Here is a 19,472-nt window from a genome sequence, read left to right on the forward strand (position 1 = left end):
GGATACTCTATATCCAGTTTCTTTCAAACTTTCGTTTGAAATCTACCGGTTATGGTTTACGCCCGGTCGCTACAATATACACTTCACGCGAACGGGCGCGAGAAGAGTCCGGCTTACGAACTTTGACCTTCGTAAACAGGGAGCGAATCTCTCTTAGATACTCATCGAAGCCTTCGCCCTGGAACACCTTCACTACAAAACTACCACCTGGCGCTAATACATCACGAGCCATTCCAAGCGCCAGCTCTACCAGATACATGGCCCGGGGAATATCCACCGCCGGTGTTCCACACATATTTGGCGCCATATCAGACATGACAACTTGTACTTTACTGTCACCTACGCGTTCAAGTAACGCTTTCAGGACTAATTCATCACGAAAGTCGCCCTGAAGGAAGTCCACACCAACGATTGGATCCATAGGTAAAAGATCGCAAGCGATAATGCGGCCAGTGTTGCCGATCTGCGTAACCGCATATTGCGACCAGCCACCGGGTGCAGCACCGAGATCAACAATCGTCATCCCCGGTTTAAAAATTTTGTCACTTTGCTGTATTTCATCAAGTTTAAACCAGGCACGGGAACGTAACCCCTTTTTCTGCGCCTGCTGAACATATTTATCGCTAAAGTGTTCCTGAAGCCAGCGACTCGAGCTGGCAGAACGCTTTTTACCTGTCATTTCACATTCCCAAAGGGCAGTTCATCGTAACCAATGGTGTAAATTTCTACACAGCTATTTGGCGATATATGGGAGATGGCGGTAGAATGACCCGTTTTCAATCCCAACGTAAGCAAAAATATACGATGAATCTGAGTACTAAACAAAAACAGCACCTGAAAGGTCTGGCACATCCGCTCAAGCCTGTAGTTATGCTTGGCAACAATGGTTTGACCGAAGGGGTACTGGCCGAGATTGAACAAGCGTTAGAGCACCATGAACTTATCAAGGTGAAAATCGCCTCGGAAGATCGCGATACTAAAACCTTGATCGTGGAAGCTATCGTACGCGAAACCGGCGCCTGCAATGTACAGGTCATCGGTAAAACGCTGGTACTGTATCGCCCGACTAAAGAACGTAAAATCTCGCTGCCACGCTAAGAATATCCCAAAGTTGCACACGAAGTTTGTGTAAAACGCGGGATTTTCCGCTAGCAGGAGAGCAAAATGCCACGCTCTCTTCGTTGATAAAAGGCCGCTATGCGGCCTTTTTCCTTTCTTTACAATGTATCAACATCTTAACCAAGATGCGAATTACAGGTATTCTACCTTCGTTACTTCATATTCAACTTCACCGCCCGGCGTTTTAATAACCACCACGTCATCCTGCTCTTTACCGATCAGGCCACGAGCAATAGGCGAGTTCACCGAAATCAGGTTCTGTTTAAAATCGGCTTCATCATCGCCGACAATACGCCAGGTCTGCTCTTCGTCGTTATCGAGATTCAGCACGGTAACCGTCGCGCCGAAAACTACACGACCATTGTTCGGCATTTTTGTGACGTCGATAACCTGCGCGTTGGACAGTTTAGCTTCGATATCTTTAATGCGCCCTTCGCAGAAACCCTGCTGTTCGCGCGCCGCGTGATACTCTGCATTTTCTTTCAGGTCGCCATGCTCGCGCGCATCTGCGATAGCGGCAATGATTTCAGGACGGCGCACCGATTTCAGAAAATCCAGTTCTTCGCGCAGTTTTTCAGCACCACGTAAGGTCATTGGGATAGCTTGCATTTGTTATACCTCTTGAACATTCCTGTAGGGGGCGGCTGCTCTCACCCCGGCTGCTAAGCCCACTCTGGCATACGCCATGCCAGAGTCAGAAGCAAAAAAATACCGACCCGGGGCTCAGGGTCCCAGGTCAGCTACAATTCTCTATTTGATGATCATTTTACCCTGGAGTTCCCTATGGGTCATCGTTTACTTTTTGGGGCGTTGCGCCGTAGTATGACGGCCTGTTTCCAGGTTGTTAGCGCGAGATTATGCGATTTTCCAGATTTACCATTGGATTGACTGCCAGTATAGCGTTCAGCGTTCAGGCTGCGAACGTCGACGAGTATATCAATCAGCTCCCTGCCGGGGCCAACCTCGCCCTTATGGTACAGAAGGTTGGCGCACCTGCTCCTGCTATTGATTACCATAGCCAGCAGATGGCTCTGCCGGCCAGTACCCAGAAAGTGATCACCGCGCTGGCGGCATTGATTCAGCTCGGGCCTGACTTTCGTTTTACCACCACGCTTGAGACTAAAGGCAACGTGGAAGGCGGCGTTTTGAAAGGTGACTTAGTGGCGCGATTTGGTGCCGATCCGACGCTAAAACGTCAGGATATTCGCAATATGGTGGCAACCCTGAAAAAATCAGGCGTGACGCAAATTGCCGGAAATGTCATGATCGACACCTCCATTTTCGCCAGCCATGATAAAGCGCCTGGCTGGCCCTGGAACGACATGACGCAGTGTTTTAGCGCACCGCCCGCGGCGGCTATTGTCGATCGTAACTGTTTCTCGGTTTCACTCTATAGCGCGCAAAAACCTAACGATCTCGCCTTTATCCGCGTGGCATCTTACTACCCGGTCACCATGTTCAGTCAGGTGCGTACTCTCGCTCGTGGCTCTGCCGAAGCGCAATATTGTGAACTGGACGTGGTTCCAGGCGATCTCAACCGCTTTACGTTGACCGGATGCCTGCCCCAACGAGCCGATCCGCTGCCGCTGGCATTCGCTATTCAGGACGGCGCCAGCTATGCCGGGGCGATTGTCAAAGATGAGCTAAAACAAGCCGGTATCACTTACAGCGGGACTCTGCTGCGCCAGACGCTGGTCAACGAGCCGGGGACCGTGGTAGCCAGTAAGCAGTCGGCGCCGCTGCACGACCTGCTTAAGATTATGCTGAAAAAATCGGACAACATGATTGCTGATACCGTTTTCCGTATGATTGGCCATGCACGATTTAACGTGCCTGGCACCTGGAGAGCAGGTTCTGATGCCGTACGCCAGATTCTGCGTCAGCAAGCGGGTATTGATATCGGCAACACCATTATTGCCGACGGTTCTGGTCTCTCGCGCCATAACCTGATTGCCCCAGCGACCATGATGCAGGTGCTGCAATATATCGCTCAGCACGATAACGAGCTGAACTTTATCACCATGCTACCGCTGGCAGGCCATGACGGCTCTTTGCAATACCGTGCGGGTCTGCATCAGGCTGGCGTAGATGGCAAAGTATCGGCGAAGACAGGCTCACTGCAGGGGGTCTATAACCTGGCAGGCTTCATCACCACGGCAAGCGGTCAGCGCATGGCATTTGTGCAGTATCTGTCTGGTTATGCGGTAGAGCCAGCTGATCAGCGTAATCGCCGTATTCCACTGGTCCGCTTCGAGAGCCGGTTATACAAGGATATTTATCAGAATAACTGAGTATGTTTGCCGGATGGCAGCGCTAACGCACCTAATCCGGCCTTCTGAAACCTGGAAACAAAACCCCGGCAACATGGCCGGGGTTTTTAATGTGATTAACGCTTGTAGATGAACTCAACGCCTTCTTCGTCGTCTTCGTCCCAATCGTCATCCCAGTCATCTTCTGCTTCGTCTTCGACTTCAGCGAGTTGCTGGCGGTGATAATCATCCCACATGAACTCGACTTTCTCTGGCTGTTTCGCTTCTTCAGCCTGAACAATCGGGTTCTCGATGATAAAGGTCATCACATCCCAGCAGAGATCCTTCACGCCCAACTGGCTGGCGGCGGAGATCAGGTAATATTTACCTTCCCAGCCTAACGCTTCGGCGATCGCTTTCGCTTTCTCTTCCGCTTCAGCCTTGTCCAGCAAATCAATTTTGTTGAACACTAACCAACGCGGTTTAGACGCCAGATCCTGGCTGTATTTCTCAAGCTCGCCAATAATGATACGGGCATTTTCAACCGGATCGGAACCGTCAATCGGATCGATATCAATGAGGTGTAGCAGTACGCGGCAGCGTTCCAGGTGTTTCAGGAAGCGGATACCCAAGCCTGCGCCTTCAGCCGCGCCTTCAATCAGACCCGGAATGTCGGCAACCACGAAGCTCTTTTCGTTGTCCATACGCACCACACCCAGGCTCGGAACCAGAGTGGTGAACGGATAGTCAGCGACTTTCGGCTTCGCCGCGGACACCGCACGGATAAACGTCGATTTACCGGCGTTTGGCATGCCCAGCATCCCGACGTCCGCCAGCAGCATCAGCTCCAGCATCAGATCGCGTTTATCGCCCGGTGTACCCATCGTTTTCTGACGCGGAGTACGGTTGACCGAGGATTTGAAACGGGTGTTGCCCAGACCGTGCCAGCCGCCTTTAGCGACCATCAGACGCTGACCGTGTTTGGTCATGTCGCCCATGGTTTCGCCCGTGCCCTGATCGATAACACGCGTACCTACAGGCACTTTAATCGTGACATCTTTACCACGCTTGCCGGTGCAATCACGGCTCGCGCCATTCTGTCCACGTTCCGCGCGGAATGATTTTTCAAAACGGTAATCGATCAGCGTGTTCAGGTTTTCGTCGGCTTCCAGCCAAACGTCACCACCATCACCACCGTCTCCACCGTCCGGACCGCCTTTTGGGATGTACTTTTCGCGGCGGAAGCTGACGCAACCATTACCGCCATCACCTGCAACGACCAGAATCGATGCTTCATCAACAAACTTCATTTTACTCTCCGTAAATCATTCGCCTGAGCGGGGCTGCGAAACCACCGTTTCATGCTTACGTAAACCGCCCCAAATTCGATGACCAATGGCGGAATACATCGCGCCCGCAACCACGATAAACGCACCGAGATAACCTAATAGGTTTAGCATCGGTCTGGCGAAGAAATCGGGCCAGGCCAGTGATAATAAATCTGAAAATAACAACGTAAACAGCGGAGTGAGCGTAATAATGGCGCTCACCTGTGCCGCCTGCCAACGCGCCATCGCTTCCGCGAGAGCACCGTATCCTACCAGCGTATTCAGGCCGCAGAATACAAGGCATGCCAGCTGCCAGTCACTGAGCTGCGTGATGACACCGGGTTTAGCCAACGGCAACAACGCAATCGTACATAAAGTGTACAGTAAAAACAGGATCTGCGGTGATGCCAGGCGGCGCAATAACACCTTTTGCGCGACCCCATAGCTCACCCAGACCATCGCCGCACCAACACCAAAGATAACGCCCCAGGTGTAATCGGTGAGACGGGTAAAAATTTCGATCAGACTGGTATTAAAAAACAGAACCAGGCCGCTCAGAAGCATAATGGCGCCAATCACCTGCGTACCGCGCATCTTTTCTTTCAGGATAAAGACGCTGGCAATCATCATACCAACCGGTGACAGCTGACCGATAACCTGCGAAGCCGTTGGGCTCAAATATTGCAAGGATGAACTAAACAGAATGAAGTTACCGAACAACCCACCGGTAGCGATAGCCAACAGGATCAGCCAACGCGCTTTGCGAAAAATACGCAACGGAGGGAGCTTTTTTTTAACCGCAAGAATAGCGCCAAGGCCAATGCTTGCCATTAAAAAACGGTAGAACACCACGGTAGGAGGCTCCATCACCTCCAGCACTTGCTTCATCGCTATTGGCAAAGCGCCCCAACATACTGCCGTTGTGAGTGCTAACAGAATACCAATGCCTGCCTGCTGCTTCATGCCGTATTCCCTGCAAGGGCTCGTTTCCGGGTTATCACGGCGCGACGAGCGTATTTACCGGCCGTCGAATGTAAAAAGCCCCGCAACGTGTTGCGGGGCTTTTATCCGTTACCGGGACGCGAAAAACTTATTCAGCAACGATGCTGATGAATTTACGGTTTTTCGGGCCTTTCACTTCAAATTTCACTTTACCGTCTGCTTTAGCAAACAGAGTGTGGTCTTTGCCGCAACCAACGTTGGAACCAGCGTGGAATTTAGTACCACGTTGACGAACGATGATGCTACCAGCCAGAACTGTTTCACCGCCGAAGCGTTTTACGCCCAGACGTTTAGCTTCTGAATCGCGACCGTTACGAGTCGAGCCGCCAGCCTTTTTATGTGCCATTTAATCTGCTCCCCTTAACTTAAGCGCTGATGCCAGTGATTTTTACATCAGTGAACCACTGACGATGGCCCTGCTGCTTACGGTAGTGTTTACGACGACGAAACTTAACAATTTTAACTTTCTCGCCACGACCGTGAGCAACAACTTCAGCTTTGATAACGCCGCCATCAACGAAAGGAACGCCGATTTTGACTTCTTCACCGTTTGCGATCATCAGAACTTCTGCGAATTCAACAGATTCGCCAGTTGCGATGTCCAGCTTTTCCAGGCGAACGGTCTGACCTTCGCTTACTCGGTGTTGTTTACCACCACTTTGGAAAACCGCGTACATAAAAAACTCCGCTTCCGCGCACACCTTTTTGATGATTCAGAGTGCGCTATAAATATTCACAATAGGGCGCGAATATTACGCAAAACGCGAGCCTTTGACAAGTGCTACGTCAATACATGAAGAAAAAAAACACAACACGTACGGTAACGTTTATCTATGGCGTTTTTTCAGTACAATCAGCATATATTTATAACCCTAAACCCGACGTTACCTTCCGATACAGTGAGGTAATCGGGGCGAGAAGCCCGGCTTTTGCGATGAATTTAGAAAAAATCAATGAGTTAACCGCGCAAGATATGGCGGGGGTCAATGCGACAATCCTTGAACAGCTCAATTCCGACGTGCAGCTGATCAATCAACTGGGGTACTACATCGTTAGCGGCGGCGGAAAACGCATTCGCCCAATGATCGCCGTACTCGCCGCGCGTGCAGTTGGCTACCAGGAAAATGCGCACGTTACGATTGCAGCCCTCATCGAGTTTATTCACACCGCGACCCTGTTGCACGACGATGTTGTGGATGAGTCCGACATGCGCCGCGGAAAAGCCACGGCGAATGCGGCGTTTGGCAATGCGGCCAGCGTGCTGGTCGGCGATTTTATCTATACCCGCGCTTTTCAGATGATGACCAGCCTCGGTTCGCTGAAAGTGCTGGAAGTCATGTCGAAAGCGGTCAACGTCATCGCCGAAGGTGAAGTCTTACAGTTGATGAACGTCAACGACCCGGACATCACTGAAGAAAACTATATGCGCGTTATCTACAGTAAGACCGCGCGTTTGTTTGAAGCGGCTGCCCAATGCTCTGGCATTCTGGCTGGTTGCAGCGAAGAACAAGAGAAAGGGTTGCAGGATTATGGCCGTTATCTCGGTACTGCTTTCCAGTTAATTGACGATTTGCTGGATTACAACGCGGATGGTGAGCAACTGGGTAAAAACGTCGGTGATGACCTCAACGAGGGCAAACCAACGCTGCCGCTGCTGCATGCCATGCGCCACGGCACCCCTGAACAAGCACAAATGATCCGCCAGGCTATTGAGCAGGGTAATGGCCGTCACCTTCTGGAGCCTGTTCTGGAAGCGATGAACGCCTGTGGTTCCCTGGAGTGGACTCGCCAACGTGCAGAAGAAGAGGCTGATAAGGCCATCGCTGCGCTGCAGGTACTGCCTGATACGCCGTGGAGAGAAGCGCTGATTGGTCTGGCGCATATCGCCGTACAGCGCGACCGTTAATACCCTGCGGCATCTTTCATCATCCCGTGCCCTGCACGGGATGCTTTTATAAATTCCAATAAATACCCCCCCCTCTCCAGCAATCTTCGCATAAATTTGGCATATTCTGAATATTCTCACACTTTACATGAACATTTTAGAACATTCGTTCTCCGGGCGTTATAGTGTCTCCACAACCGATCGTGGAACCATAAGTCGATAACCAAAGGAGAGATGAGTTTATGGAAAACAAGCTGATTGACTGGCATCCGGCCGATATCATCGCCGGACTGCGCAAGAAAGGGACCTCAATGGCCGCTGAATCACGTAAAAATGGATTAAGCTCATCAACGCTGGCCAATGCGTTAACACGCCCATGGCCAAAAGGTGAGTTGATTATCGCCCGATCGTTGGGAACCGACCCGTGGGTGATTTGGCCGTCACGCTATCACGATGCAAAAACACATGAGTTTATCGACAGAACGCGGATGATGAGGGGACGCAAAGAGAAACAGAATCCTGAATGAACACTGATGAGTAGTAACCCCCGGTTCACAGAACTGGGGGTTACAAGAGACGTAGACGATTACTCGCCTTTCACGCGCTCAATGTTTGCGCCCAGCGCGCGCAGTTTATCTTCGATGCGCTCATAGCCGCGATCGATGTGATAAATACGATCGACTACCGTCGTACCTTCAGCAATACACCCAGCCAGCACGAGGCTTGCAGATGCGCGCAGATCGGTCGCCATAACCTGTGCGCCGGAGAGCGTTTCCACGCCGTGGCAAATCACGGTATTGCTTTCGATTTCTGCGTGAGCGCCCATACGGCTCAGCTCAGGCACATGCATAAAGCGGTTCTCAAACACGGTTTCCGTGATGAAACCCGTCCCTTCTGCCACCAGGTTCAGCAACGTGAACTGGGCCTGCATATCGGTAGGGAACGCCGGGTGCGGTGCCGTGCGCACATTGACCGCTTTCGGACGTTTACCGTGCATGTCCAGGCTGATCCAGTCGTCACCGACTTCGATATCCGCTCCCGCATCACGCAGCTTCGCCAGAACGGCATCCAGCGTGTCAGGTTGTGCATTACGACAGATAATTTTGCCGCGAGAAATTGCCGCTGCGACCAGGAAAGTACCGGTTTCGATGCGGTCAGGCAGAACGCGATACACACCGCCGCCGAGGCGCTCAACGCCTTCGATGGTAATACGATCGGTACCCTGGCCTGTGATTTTTGCGCCCAGCGCAATCAGGAAGTTCGCGGTATCCACGATCTCCGGTTCACGCGCGGCGTTTTCGATGATGGTAGTGCCTTCGGCAAGCGTTGCTGCGCACATGATAGTGACCGTCGCGCCGACGCTCACTTTGTCCATGACGATATGCGCGCCTTTCAGGCGGCCATCAACGGACGCTTTCACATAGCCTTCTTCAAGCTTAATAGTCGCGCCTAACTGCTCCAGACCAGTAATGTGCAGGTCAACCGGACGCGCGCCGATGGTGCAGCCGCCCGGCAGTGAAACCTGGCCCTGGCCAAAGCGGGCAACCAGTGGCCCAAGCGCCCAGATGGATGCACGCATGGTTTTGACCAGATCGTACGGCGCACAGAAGACGTTCACGTCACGTGCATCAATGTGCACAGAACCATTACGCTCAACTTTCGCCCCCAACTGGCTCAGCAGCTTCATTGAGGTGTCAACATCCTTCAGTTTCGGGACGTTCTGGATCTCTACAGGTTCTTCAGCCAGCAGCGCCGCAAACAGGATCGGCAGCGCGGCGTTTTTAGCGCCTGAAATTGTGACTTCGCCCTGGAGCTTGGTTGGCCCCTGAACACGAAATTTATCCATTATTCTGTTCTCTGTTAAGAATTTATCTTCGCTACCGGCATATCACCCGTAGCTCAAAAACCGTTAAGTTTGCGATCGCGCGCCCATTCCGCTGGAGTAAACGCCTTAATCGACACGGCATGAATGCGGTTGTCCGCAATGTACTCCATCAACGGGCCATAGACCGATTGCTGTTTCTTGACCCGGCTCATGCCTTCAAACATCTCACCCACGGCAATAACCTGAAAGTGACTGCCGTCGCCAGAAACGTGGACTTCCTGGAGGGAGAGTGCATTCATCAGCACGCTCTGAATTTCATTATTTTCCATGGGCTCTTCATTCGTCAGATAGTGAAAACAGCCCAACATCTTAGAGCAAAGTGGCGCTGTCATAAATAAGCAAAAAGCCCCGCTGATAAATCAGACAAGGCTTTAGTGGCAGATCCCCCGCAGAGGAGTTGCCGGATGGCGGCACAAGACCTTATCCGGCTTACAAAAATTAACGCGGAAGAATGTCGTCAGGCAAATTGTAAAGCTGCGCCAGCGTGTACACTTTATCGTTAACGCCAGCGAGCGAAACGCTGTTCCCCTGCTGCTTGCCCTCATTAATCAGGTGCAGCAGTAATGCCAGACCACCGGTATCCACCCGGGAAATCTGGTTCAGGTCGATGCAGGATATCCCTTTCATCGCCTCAACTCGCGCATCCCATAATGGGTTTAACACGTCCTGATCCAGCTCTCCCACCAGCACCAGCTTGTCGCCTTCACGCATCCAGGTGAGTGACTGCGTCATTATTTTTTCTCTTCCAGCGTGATTTTCTGCTGAGAAATAGATTTCAGCTGTGCCGTCAGGCCATCAATACCTTTCGTACGCAGCAGGTCGCTCCACTCATTCTGTTTGGTGGTGATCATACTTACGCCTTCAGCAATCATGTCATACGCCTGCCAGTTACCCGTCTGGGAATTTTTACGCCACTGGAAATCCAGACGTACCGGAGGACGACCGTTTGGATCGATGATGGTTACGCGGATAGGCACGATGGTCGCATCACCCAGCGGCTGCTCAGGGGCAATCTGATAGGTCTGGCCGTGGTACATCGCCAGCGCCTGACCGTAAGCCTGCTTCAGATATTCACGGAATGCGGCAAAATAGGCGTCACGCTGAGCCGGTGTCGCATCTTTGTAGTAGCGGCCCAGTACCAGTGCGCCTGCATACTTAACCTGCACGTAAGGCAGCAGTTCCTGATCGACCACCTGACGCAGGTAATCCGGGTTGGAACGGATTTTAGGTTGCTCGTTCTTCAGACGGTCAAACGTCTTCTGCGCCGCCTCATCCATCAGTTTGTACGGGTTCGTCTGGTCCGCTGCGGTTGCCGCGCTAAGTGGAGCAATCACCAGCATAGCCACCATCATCAATCGTTTAAACATACGTCGATTCTCCTGAGATTATTTCGTTGCGCCCGCAGGCGTAGTGGCTTCATTATTGCCTTCAGTTGCGGCTGGCGCATCGCCAGAATTCTTATTGTCATCACCTTTACTGTTGCTGTTGTAAAGGAACTGACCAATCATATCTTCCAGCACCATCGCAGATTTCGTGTCCTGAATCGTACCGCCATCTTTGAGGATAGACGTTCCCAGCTCAGGATCTTCAAAACCTACGTTCAATGCCAGATACTGTTCGCCCAACAGACCGGAAGTACGGATGCTCAGAGAACTGGTGTCAGGAATATGGTTAAAACGCGATTCAATTTCCAGCGTCACGCGCGGCAGGTACGTTTTCTGATCTAACGAGATGTCCGATACGCGTCCTACCACGACCCCGCCAATCCGCACCGGAGAGCGCTCTCTCAGGCCGCCGATATTGTCAAAGGTCGCATAAATCGTATAAGTCGGTTCAGTACGCATTGAGGTGACGTTCGCCGCCTTCAGGCAGACAAACAGCGCGGCCAGCAGCGCAACCAGCAGGAATAACCCGACCCAAATTTCATTTTTTTTCGTTTGCATGAACTCAATTCCCAAACATCAGTGCGGTCAGCACAAAATCCAGCCCCAGAACGGCAAGAGAGGCGTGCACTACGGTGCGTGTCGTTGCCCGGCTAATCCCGGCAGAGGTCGGGATAGCATCATAACCATTGAACAATGCAATCCAGGTGACCGTAATGGCAAACACCACGCTCTTAATCAGGCAGTTGACCAGATCCAGACGCCAGTCGACGGCATTTTGCATAGCCGACCAGAAAAAGCCTGCATCAATACCTTTCCAGCTTACGCCAACCAACGACCCACCCCAGATCCCCACCGCGACAAATATAATCGTCAGCAGCGGCAATGAAATGACACCGGCCCAAAAACGCGGGGAGATCACTCGGCGCAGTGGGTCGACGGCCATCATTTCCAGGCTGGAAAGCTGCTCGGTCGCCCGCATCAGGCCAATCTCTGCGGTTAAGGCCGATCCGGCCCGCCCGGCAAACAACAGCGCCGCAACCACCGGCCCCAGCTCACGTAGCAATGACAGCGCCACCAGCATACCGAGGCTGGTTTCCGCACTGTAGGTCGTCAGCACCAGGTATCCCTGCAACCCCAGCACCATGCCGATGAACACGCCAGAAACAATAATGATCAGCATCGATAAGACACCGACATTATAGAGCTGGCGTATCAGCAGCGGCGCATGTTTGCGAAACTCCGGCTTGCCGACAACTGCATTGAACAACATTAATCCGGCTCGCCCGAACGTCCTGAGGGTTTTTATTCCCCGATGTCCGAGTGATGCCAGCGCATTTAACAACATGGGTGGCTTAACTCCCTGTTTTGAGTAAATCGATGTGGTAGTCGCCCGCCGGGTAACGGAACGGAACCGGTCCATCGGCAATGCCATCGAGGAACTGACGCACACGCGGATCGGCATTTTCTTGCAGCGCCTGAGCACTACCGTAGGCCACTATTTTTTTGTCCGCCATAATATAGGCGTAATCCGCAATACTCAGCACTTCTGGCACATCATGGGAAACCACCACGCAGGTGACGCCCAGCGCGCTGTTCAGTTCAGAAATCAGCTTCACCAGCACGCCCATGGTGATGGGATCCTGGCCGACGAACGGCTCATCAAACATAATAAGGTCTGGCTCCAGCGCGATAGCACGTGCTAACGCGGCACGACGCGCCATCCCACCGGATAATTCAGAAGGCATTAATTTTGCCGCGCCCCGCAGGCCAACGGCCTCGAGCTTCATCATTACCGTGCTTTTCAGCAGCGGCGCAGGCAGTGTTGTATGCTCGCGCAACGGGTATGCAACGTTGTCAAACACATTCATATCAGTAAACAGCGCACCAGACTGGAATAGCATGCTCATGCGCTTACGCACGGTAAATAAACGCGAACGGGACATGGCCGGGACATTTTCGCCGTCAAACAGGATCTCGCCCTTATCGGGGGAGATTTGTCCGCCGATCAGACGCAACAGCGTCGTTTTGCCGATGCCTGATGGCCCCATGATCGCCGTCACCTTACCACGCGGCACCGTCAGGGAAATATTATCAAAGATGCAGCGGTCGCCTCGGGAAAAGCTGACATCGCGCATATCGATTAGATTCGCCACAGACTGACCCATTGATTCATCCTTTACTATTGCCTCGTTGATCGAAGAGTTTGGCGCTCAATTTAGCCCTGAACCCAACATATTTACAGATTATTACCTGTCCTGGTTAGCGAAAGCTGGCATTTGTTTTACTTTTTAGCCGCATAAAGTCAAAATTAAGAATTCGTGACGGCTTCCAGAAATCCTTCAAGTGGACCGGCGAGTATACCTGAAGAAAGGACTTTAGATGCTTTTAGCGACGGCGCTGTTAATAATTGGTTTACTTCTGGTGGTCTACGGTGCCGACCGACTGGTATTTGCCGCATCCATTTTATGTCGAAACTTCGGTATTCCCCCCATTATCATCGGGATGACCGTGGTCAGCATTGGTACATCGTTACCCGAGATAATTGTCTCCGTTGCCGCATCGATGAACGGGCAGCTTGATTTAGCCGTCGGTACCGCCATCGGCTCTAACATTACCAACATTCTGCTTATTTTAGGCCTGTCGGCGCTGATTCATCCTTTTACCGTGCATTCTGATGTTCTGCGTCGTGAATTACCGCTAATGTTGCTGGTAAGCATCTTAGCCGCATCGGTCCTGTATGACGGGCAATTGAGTCGCAGCGATGGTTTCTTTCTTCTGCTTCTGGCCGTGCTATGGCTGTTATTCATTGTTAAAATCGCCCGTCTGGCTGAGCGACAAGGTAACGACAGCCTGACCCGCGAGCAGATCGCGGAACTGCCGCGCGAAGGCGGGTTACCGGTCGCGTTTTTGTGGTTGGGTATTGCGCTAATTATTATGCCAATGGCAACGCGTATGGTGGTAGATAACGCAACCGTACTGGCGAACTACTTCGCCATGAGCGAACTCACCATCGGGCTGACGGTTGTCGCCATTGGTACCAGCCTGCCGGAGCTGGCAACGGCAATTGCGGGTCTGCGTAAAGGTGAAAACGATATTGCCGTCGGCAACATCATCGGCGCGAACATTTTTAATATTGTTATCGTCCTCGGACTGCCGGCGCTGATTACGCCGGGGGAAGTCAATCCGATGGCCTTCACCCGTGACTATAGCGTCATGCTGCTGGTGAGCGTAATTTTTGCACTACTCTGCTGGCGACGTCCGCGCCAGATTGGTCGCGGCGCGGGTGCGCTGCTGACCGGCGGTTTTATCATATGGCTGGCGATGCTGTATTGGTTATCGCCACTTCTCGTTGGATAACTGGAAACGCATTATGTCGCACTTAGAGTTGCAACCGGGTTTTGACTTTCAGCAAGCAGGCAAGGAAGTCCTGGCAATTGAACGTGAAGGCCTGGCGGAGCTTGATCAGTACATCAACCAAAATTTTACTCTCGCCTGCGAGAAAATATTCAGCTGCCCGGGCAAAGTTGTAGTGATGGGGATGGGGAAATCTGGACATATCGGGCGGAAAATGGCAGCAACATTTGCCAGCACCGGCACCCCCTCATTTTTCGTGCATCCAGGCGAAGCCGCACATGGCGATCTGGGCATGGTCTCGCCGCAGGATGTAGTCATCGCCATCTCTAACTCCGGTGAATCCAATGAGATAGCGGCGTTAATCCCGGTGTTAAAACGTCTTCATGTACCGCTTATCTGCATGACCGGTCGTCCGGAAAGCAGCATGGCGCGTGCGGCAGATGTGCATCTGTGTGTTAAAGTGCCCAAGGAAGCTTGCCCGTTAGGCCTGGCGCCGACCAGCAGCACGACCGCAACGCTGGTGATGGGCGATGCGCTAGCCGTGGCATTATTAAAAGCGCGTGGCTTTACCGCGGAAGATTTTGCGTTATCTCATCCCGGTGGCGCACTAGGCCGTAAGCTTTTACTGCGCGTTAACGATATTATGCATACGGGCGATGAGATCCCGTATGTGACTAAAAGCGCCAGCCTGCGTGACGCCTTACTTGAAATCACGCGTAAAAATCTCGGCATGACCGTCATTTGCGATGATGACATGAAGATTGACGGTATTTTCACCGATGGCGATTTACGTCGCGTCTTCGATATGGGCGTTGATGTTCGCCAGTTAGGCATTGCCGATGTGATGACCCCTGGCGGCATTCGCGTGCGTCCGGGCATTCTTGCCGTCGATGCCCTGAACTTAATGCAGTCCCGCCATATCACCTCGGTAATGGTTGCTGATGGCGACCGGTTACTTGGTGTGTTACATATGCATGATCTGCTGCGTGCAGGTGTAGTGTAAGAAACTCAAGGATAAAGAAAATGAGTAAAGCAGGTGCGTCGCTTGCGACCTGTTATGGACCCGTCAGCACAGACGTTATCACCCGGGCAGAAAACATCCGTTTGCTGATCCTGGATGTGGATGGCGTACTGTCTGATGGTCTGATTTATATGGGCAACAACGGTGAAGAGCTGAAGGCTTTTAACGTCCGCGATGGTTACGGAATTCGCTGTGCGCTCACTTCCGGTATCGAGGTTGCCATTATTACCGGACGAAAGGCTAAACTTGTAGAAGATCGCTGTGCCACATTGGGGATCACGCATTTGTATCAGGGGCAGTCAGACAAACTGGTCGCCTTTAACGATCTCCTTAGCAAACTGGCGATCGCTCCTGAAAATGTTGCGTACGTTGGCGATGATCTGATCGACTGGCCGGTGATGGCACAAGTGGGATTAAGCGTGGCGGTGGCGGATGCTCATCCTTTGCTGATCCCGCGGGCTGATTATGTCACCCGCATCGATGGGGGACGCGGCGCGGTACGTGAAGTCTGCGATTTATTACTCCTGGCGCAGGGCAAACTGGACGAGGCCAAAGGGCAATCGATATGAGCAAAACCAGACGTTGGGTTATCATTCTACTGTCGCTGGCTGTCCTTGTGATGATTGGTATTAATCTGGCAGACAAAGACGACACCGCTGAGGTCGTCGTAAATAACAACGAGCCAACCTATAAGAGCGAACATACTGATACCGTTGTGTATAGTCCCGAAGGCGCACTGAGCTATCACTTGATCGCGCAAAACGTTGAATATTATTCGGAACAAGCGGTTTCGTGGTTTACTCAACCGGTATTAACCACATTTGATAAGGATAAAGTACCGAACTGGACGATCAAGGCTGATAAAGCCAAATTGACCAACGATCGGATGCTATATCTGTACGGCCATGTTGAGGTCAACGCCCTGGTGCCCGACTCTCAACTACGCAGAATGACGACCGATAACGCACAGATTAACCTGGTGACACAAGACGTCACTTCCGATGATCTCGTCACGTTATATGGCACAACATTTAACTCCAGCGGACTGAAGATGCGCGGCAACTTACGCAGCAAGAACGCCGAGCTGATTGAAAAGGTTAGAACCTCATATGAAATCCAAAACAAACAAACTCAGCCTTAATCTTGTGCTTGCCAGCTCACTTCTGGCCGCCAGCATCCCGGCATTCGCCGTCACCGGCGATACCGAGCAGCCGATTCACATTGAGTCGGACCAGCAGTCTCTTGATATGCAAGGCAACGTGGTGACCTTTACTGGCAATGTGATTGTGACTCAGGGCACCATCAAAATTAACGCCGATAAAGTCGTCGTAACCCGCCCTGGCGGTGAAGACGGTAAAGAAGTCATTGATGGCTACGGTAATCCTGCAACCTTTTACCAGATGCAGGACAACGGTAAACCGGTTAAAGGCCACGCCTCACACATGCATTATGAACTGGCGAAAGACTTCGTCGTTCTCACCGGTAAGGCTTACCTGGAACAGCTCGATAGCAACATCACAGGCGATAAGATCACCTATCTGGTGAAAGAGCAGAAAATGCAGGCCTTCAGCGATAAAGGCAAACGCGTCACCACCGTTCTGGTACCGTCGCAGTTGCAGGACAAAAACAAGGCTCCGGCAGAGAAAAAAGGTAACTGATTCGTTATGGCAACATTAACTGCAAAGAACCTTGCAAAAGCCTATAAGGGCCGCCGTGTGGTGGAAGATGTCAGTCTGACCGTCAACTCCGGGGAGATCGTCGGTCTGCTCGGTCCTAACGGTGCGGGTAAGACAACGACCTTTTACATGGTGGTCGGCATTGTCCCACGTGATGCGGGCAACATTATCATTGATGACGAAGACATCAGCCTGCTGCCTCTGCATGCGCGCGCGCGTCGCGGCATCGGCTACTTGCCGCAGGAAGCGTCTATTTTCCGTCGCCTGAGCGTGTTTGATAACCTGATGGCGGTGCTGCAAATTCGTGACGATCTTACCAGCGAGCAGCGGGAAGATCGCGCCAACGAGCTGATGGAAGAGTTCCACATCGAACACCTGCGTGACAGCATGGGACAGTCGCTCTCCGGTGGTGAACGACGCCGCGTGGAGATCGCCCGCGCACTGGCCGCGAATCCGAAATTTATCCTGCTGGATGAACCGTTTGCCGGTGTTGACCCGATTTCCGTTATTGATATCAAACGGATCATCGAACATCTGCGCGACAGCGGGCTTGGGGTGCTGATTACCGACCATAACGTTCGCGAAACGCTGGCAGTGTGTGAGCGCGCCTACATCGTGAGTCAGGGCCACCTGATCGCGCATGGCACGCCAACAGAAATACTGCAGGATGAGCACGTTAAACGCGTATACCTTGGGGAAGACTTCAGACTCTGATAGGGTAGAAGACTTCACGTCACCGCAGGAGAGAACAACTCTGAACATGAAGCAAGGTTTGCAACTCAGGCTTAGCCAACAACTGGCGATGACGCCTCAGCTACAACAGGCTATCCGTCTGTTGCAGCTGTCCACGCTGGAACTTCAGCAAGAACTTCAGCAAGCGCTGGAAAGTAACCCACTGCTCGAGCAAACCGATCTTCACGACGAAATTGATACCCAGGAAAAACAGGACAGCGAATCCCTCGACACCGCAGATGCTCTCGAACAAAAAGAGATGCCAGAGGAGCTGCCGCTTGACGCCAGTTGGGATGAAATTTACACCGCCGGTACGCCTTCTGGCACCAGCGGGGATTACATCGACGACGAACTGCCTGTGTATCAGGGGGAGACCACGCAATCACTGCAGGATTACCTGATGTGGCAAGTGGAGCTGACCCCGTTCTCGGATACCGATCGGGCGATTGCGACATCCATTGTTGATGCGGTAGACGAAACCGGTTATCTCACCGTAACCCTGGACGATATTCTCGAAAGCATGGGCGATGACGACGTCGGCATGGACGAAATCGAAGCCGTGCTTAAACGCATTCAGCGTTTTGATCCCGTGGGCGTGGCGGCCAAAGATCTCCGCGACTGCTTATTGATCCAACTTTCACAGTTTGATAAAGCCACGCCGTGGCTGGAAGAAGCGCGCCTGATCATCAGCGATCACCTCGATCTGTTAGCCAACCATGACTTCCGCACGCTGATGCGCGTAACCCGGCTGAAAGAAGATGTGCTGAAAGAAGCCGTCAATCTTATTCAGTCCCTGGACCCCAGACCTGGGCAGTCTATCCAGACCGGGGAGCCAGAATACGTTATTCCGGATGTACTGGTGCGTAAGCATAACGATCGCTGGGTGGTCGAACTCAACGGCGACAGCATTCCACGGTTGCAGATTAACCAGCACTACGCCGCCATGTGCAACAGCGCGCGCAACGATGCTGACAGCCAGTTTATTCGTAGCAATCTGCAGGATGCAAAGTGGCTGATTAAAAGCCTGGAAAGTCGCAATGATACGCTGCTGCGCGTCAGTCGCTGTATCGTTGAACAGCAGCAAGCCTTCTTTGATCAAGGCGAAGAGTTTATGAAACCGATGGTGCTGGCGGATATCGCCCAGGCCGTCGAGATGCACGAATCGACCATTTCCCGAGTGACCACGCAAAAGTATCTGCACAGTCCGCGCGGCATTTTTGAATTGAAGTATTTCTTTTCCAGTCACGTTAACACTGAAGGCGGAGGCGAAGCCTCATCCACAGCTATACGTGCACTGGTGAAGAAATTAATTGCTGCGGAAAACCCCGCGAAACCGCTGAGTGACAGCAAGTTAACCTCTATGCTGTCAGAACAGGGTATCATGGTGGCACGCCGCACTGTTGCGAAGTACCGAGAGTCTTTATCCATTCCGCCGTCGAACCAGCGCAAACAGCTGGTCTGACCCAACCGATAAGGAAGACACTATGCAGCTCAACATCACTGGAAACAACGTCGAAATCACTGAAGCCTTACGCGATTTTGTTAATACAAAATTCGCCAAGCTAGAACAATATTTCGACCGGATTAATCAGGTCTATATTGTGTTGAAAGTGGAGAAGGTGACACATATCTCGGATGCAACACTGCATGTGAACGGTGGCGAAATTCATGCCAGCGCGGAAGGTCAGGATATGTACGCCGCCATTGACGGTTTAATTGATAAACTGGCTCGGCAGTTAACAAAACATAAAGATAAACTGAAACAGCACTAACTTGTCCGGGCAGTTAGCGGGTGCAGGACGGCCTGTTGTGTAGCACAACGGGCCATTTGTACAG

At 52.1% G+C, this 19,472-nt stretch carries 25 protein-coding genes; 12 read left to right on the forward strand and 13 right to left on the reverse strand.

The genetic code is table 11. The annotated features are described in order from the left end of the window. Nucleotides 1-49 precede the first annotated feature (49 nt). Nucleotides 50-679, reverse strand: coding sequence for a 23S rRNA (uridine(2552)-2'-O)-methyltransferase RlmE (rlmE, locus tag BZK42_RS16790; protein ID WP_003025015.1), 630 nt, complete (start codon nucleotides 677-679; stop codon nucleotides 50-52). Between the two features lie 125 nt (nucleotides 680-804). Here rlmE and yhbY point away from each other — a divergent pair, with 125 nt between their 5' ends. Continuing rightward, nucleotides 805-1,098: a ribosome assembly RNA-binding protein YhbY gene (gene yhbY, locus BZK42_RS16795; protein ID WP_003025016.1), complete on the forward strand. Its 294-nt coding sequence runs from the start codon at nucleotides 805-807 to the stop codon at nucleotides 1,096-1,098. Nucleotides 1,099-1,251: 153 nt separating this feature from the next. Here the strand turns inward: yhbY and greA are convergent, their stop codons facing one another. Next, nucleotides 1,252-1,728 carry a transcription elongation factor GreA gene (gene greA, locus BZK42_RS16805; RefSeq protein WP_016154674.1) on the reverse strand — a complete coding sequence of 159 codons (477 nt, stop codon included), beginning with the start codon at nucleotides 1,726-1,728 and terminating at the stop codon, nucleotides 1,252-1,254. A gap of 248 nt (nucleotides 1,729-1,976) precedes the next feature. Here greA and dacB point away from each other — a divergent pair, with 248 nt between their 5' ends. Further along, complete coding sequence (dacB, locus tag BZK42_RS16815; RefSeq protein WP_053389268.1) at nucleotides 1,977-3,410, forward strand: serine-type D-Ala-D-Ala carboxypeptidase; 1,434 nt, start codon at nucleotides 1,977-1,979, stop codon at nucleotides 3,408-3,410. Between the two features lie 95 nt (nucleotides 3,411-3,505). Here dacB and cgtA read toward each other — a convergent pair whose 3' ends face one another. The 4 genes from cgtA to rplU form a co-directional block, all read right to left on the reverse strand. Continuing rightward, nucleotides 3,506-4,678: an Obg family GTPase CgtA gene (gene cgtA / locus BZK42_RS16820; protein ID WP_016154676.1), complete on the reverse strand. Its 1,173-nt coding sequence runs from the start codon at nucleotides 4,676-4,678 to the stop codon at nucleotides 3,506-3,508. 15 nt (nucleotides 4,679-4,693) lie between these two features. Further along, complete coding sequence (locus tag BZK42_RS16825; protein ID WP_016154677.1) at nucleotides 4,694-5,659, reverse strand: DMT family transporter; 966 nt, start codon at nucleotides 5,657-5,659, stop codon at nucleotides 4,694-4,696. 127 nt (nucleotides 5,660-5,786) lie between these two features. Continuing rightward, a complete protein-coding gene (gene rpmA / locus BZK42_RS16830; RefSeq protein WP_003025030.1) occupies nucleotides 5,787-6,044 on the reverse strand; it encodes a 50S ribosomal protein L27 in 258 nt (85 codons plus the stop codon). Nucleotides 6,045-6,063: 19 nt separating this feature from the next. Continuing rightward, nucleotides 6,064-6,375, reverse strand: coding sequence for a 50S ribosomal protein L21 (gene rplU / locus BZK42_RS16835; protein WP_003025032.1), 312 nt, complete (start codon nucleotides 6,373-6,375; stop codon nucleotides 6,064-6,066). A gap of 257 nt (nucleotides 6,376-6,632) precedes the next feature. Between rplU and ispB the strand changes: the two genes are divergently transcribed. Together ispB and sfsB are read left to right on the forward strand one after the other, a co-directional pair. Then, nucleotides 6,633-7,604, forward strand: a complete 972-nt coding sequence (gene ispB, locus BZK42_RS16840) for an octaprenyl diphosphate synthase (protein ID WP_019077785.1) — start codon at nucleotides 6,633-6,635, stop codon at nucleotides 7,602-7,604. A 221-nt stretch (nucleotides 7,605-7,825) separates the two neighbouring features. Further along, complete coding sequence (gene sfsB / locus BZK42_RS16845) at nucleotides 7,826-8,110, forward strand: DNA-binding transcriptional regulator SfsB (RefSeq protein ID WP_016154679.1); 285 nt, start codon at nucleotides 7,826-7,828, stop codon at nucleotides 8,108-8,110. 59 nt (nucleotides 8,111-8,169) lie between these two features. On the opposite strand, the gene murA is transcribed toward sfsB, so the two are convergent. The 7 genes from murA to mlaF all read right to left on the reverse strand — a co-directional run bounded on the left by murA (nucleotide 8,170) and on the right by mlaF (nucleotide 13,018). After that, the gene (murA, locus tag BZK42_RS16850; RefSeq protein WP_003839949.1) at nucleotides 8,170-9,429 is read right to left on the reverse strand and encodes a UDP-N-acetylglucosamine 1-carboxyvinyltransferase; all 1,260 of its coding nucleotides are present in this window, start codon (nucleotides 9,427-9,429) and stop codon (nucleotides 8,170-8,172) included. Between the two features lie 53 nt (nucleotides 9,430-9,482). After that, a complete protein-coding gene (gene ibaG, locus BZK42_RS16855; protein WP_003025040.1) occupies nucleotides 9,483-9,737 on the reverse strand; it encodes a BolA family iron metabolism protein IbaG in 255 nt (84 codons plus the stop codon). Nucleotides 9,738-9,906: 169 nt separating this feature from the next. Continuing rightward, nucleotides 9,907-10,200, reverse strand: coding sequence for a lipid asymmetry maintenance protein MlaB (gene mlaB, locus BZK42_RS16860; RefSeq protein ID WP_080859547.1), 294 nt, complete (start codon nucleotides 10,198-10,200; stop codon nucleotides 9,907-9,909). After that, nucleotides 10,200-10,835, reverse strand: a complete 636-nt coding sequence (gene mlaC, locus BZK42_RS16865; RefSeq protein WP_016154681.1) for a phospholipid-binding protein MlaC — start codon at nucleotides 10,833-10,835, stop codon at nucleotides 10,200-10,202. Before mlaC ends, mlaB begins: the two co-directional genes overlap by 1 nt. An 18-nt stretch (nucleotides 10,836-10,853) precedes the next feature. Then, on the reverse strand, nucleotides 10,854-11,411 hold the full coding sequence (gene mlaD, locus BZK42_RS16870; protein WP_016154682.1) for an outer membrane lipid asymmetry maintenance protein MlaD: 558 nt from the start codon (nucleotides 11,409-11,411) through the stop codon (nucleotides 10,854-10,856). A 4-nt stretch (nucleotides 11,412-11,415) separates the two neighbouring features. Then, nucleotides 11,416-12,198, reverse strand: coding sequence for a lipid asymmetry maintenance ABC transporter permease subunit MlaE (gene mlaE / locus BZK42_RS16875; RefSeq protein ID WP_003025053.1), 783 nt, complete (start codon nucleotides 12,196-12,198; stop codon nucleotides 11,416-11,418). Between the two features lie 7 nt (nucleotides 12,199-12,205). Then, on the reverse strand, nucleotides 12,206-13,018 hold the full coding sequence (gene mlaF / locus BZK42_RS16880) for a phospholipid ABC transporter ATP-binding protein MlaF (protein ID WP_016154683.1): 813 nt from the start codon (nucleotides 13,016-13,018) through the stop codon (nucleotides 12,206-12,208). A gap of 214 nt (nucleotides 13,019-13,232) precedes the next feature. On the opposite strand from mlaF, the gene BZK42_RS16885 reads away from it, so the two are divergent. From BZK42_RS16885 to hpf, 8 genes are read left to right on the forward strand one after another with little or no spacing between them, the layout of a single operon-like run. After that, complete coding sequence (locus BZK42_RS16885; RefSeq protein WP_016154684.1) at nucleotides 13,233-14,210, forward strand: calcium/sodium antiporter; 978 nt, start codon at nucleotides 13,233-13,235, stop codon at nucleotides 14,208-14,210. A 13-nt stretch (nucleotides 14,211-14,223) separates the two neighbouring features. After that, entirely contained in the window at nucleotides 14,224-15,210 is a 987-nt protein-coding gene (kdsD, locus tag BZK42_RS16890) for an arabinose-5-phosphate isomerase KdsD (protein WP_080859548.1), read from the forward strand. A gap of 20 nt (nucleotides 15,211-15,230) precedes the next feature. Then, a complete protein-coding gene (gene kdsC / locus BZK42_RS16895) occupies nucleotides 15,231-15,797 on the forward strand; it encodes a 3-deoxy-manno-octulosonate-8-phosphatase KdsC (protein WP_046276014.1) in 567 nt (188 codons plus the stop codon). Continuing rightward, the gene (gene lptC, locus BZK42_RS16900) at nucleotides 15,794-16,369 is read left to right on the forward strand and encodes an LPS export ABC transporter periplasmic protein LptC (RefSeq protein ID WP_080859549.1); all 576 of its coding nucleotides are present in this window, start codon (nucleotides 15,794-15,796) and stop codon (nucleotides 16,367-16,369) included. The genes kdsC and lptC overlap by 4 nt, the downstream gene beginning before the upstream one ends. Next, nucleotides 16,338-16,886 carry a lipopolysaccharide ABC transporter substrate-binding protein LptA gene (gene lptA, locus BZK42_RS16905; RefSeq protein WP_047358523.1) on the forward strand — a complete coding sequence of 183 codons (549 nt, stop codon included), beginning with the start codon at nucleotides 16,338-16,340 and terminating at the stop codon, nucleotides 16,884-16,886. Before lptC ends, lptA begins: the two co-directional genes overlap by 32 nt. Before the next feature lie 6 nt (nucleotides 16,887-16,892). Further along, nucleotides 16,893-17,618: an LPS export ABC transporter ATP-binding protein gene (lptB, locus tag BZK42_RS16910; RefSeq protein WP_003025073.1), complete on the forward strand. Its 726-nt coding sequence runs from the start codon at nucleotides 16,893-16,895 to the stop codon at nucleotides 17,616-17,618. A gap of 46 nt (nucleotides 17,619-17,664) precedes the next feature. Beyond that, entirely contained in the window at nucleotides 17,665-19,098 is a 1,434-nt protein-coding gene (rpoN, locus tag BZK42_RS16915; protein ID WP_016154689.1) for an RNA polymerase factor sigma-54, read from the forward strand. Between the two features lie 22 nt (nucleotides 19,099-19,120). Next, on the forward strand, nucleotides 19,121-19,408 hold the full coding sequence (gene hpf / locus BZK42_RS16920; RefSeq protein ID WP_003025078.1) for a ribosome hibernation promoting factor: 288 nt from the start codon (nucleotides 19,121-19,123) through the stop codon (nucleotides 19,406-19,408). Nucleotides 19,409-19,472 lie beyond the last annotated feature (64 nt).

Source organism: Citrobacter braakii, assembly GCF_002075345.1.
Lineage (GTDB): Bacteria > Pseudomonadota > Gammaproteobacteria > Enterobacterales > Enterobacteriaceae > Citrobacter > Citrobacter braakii.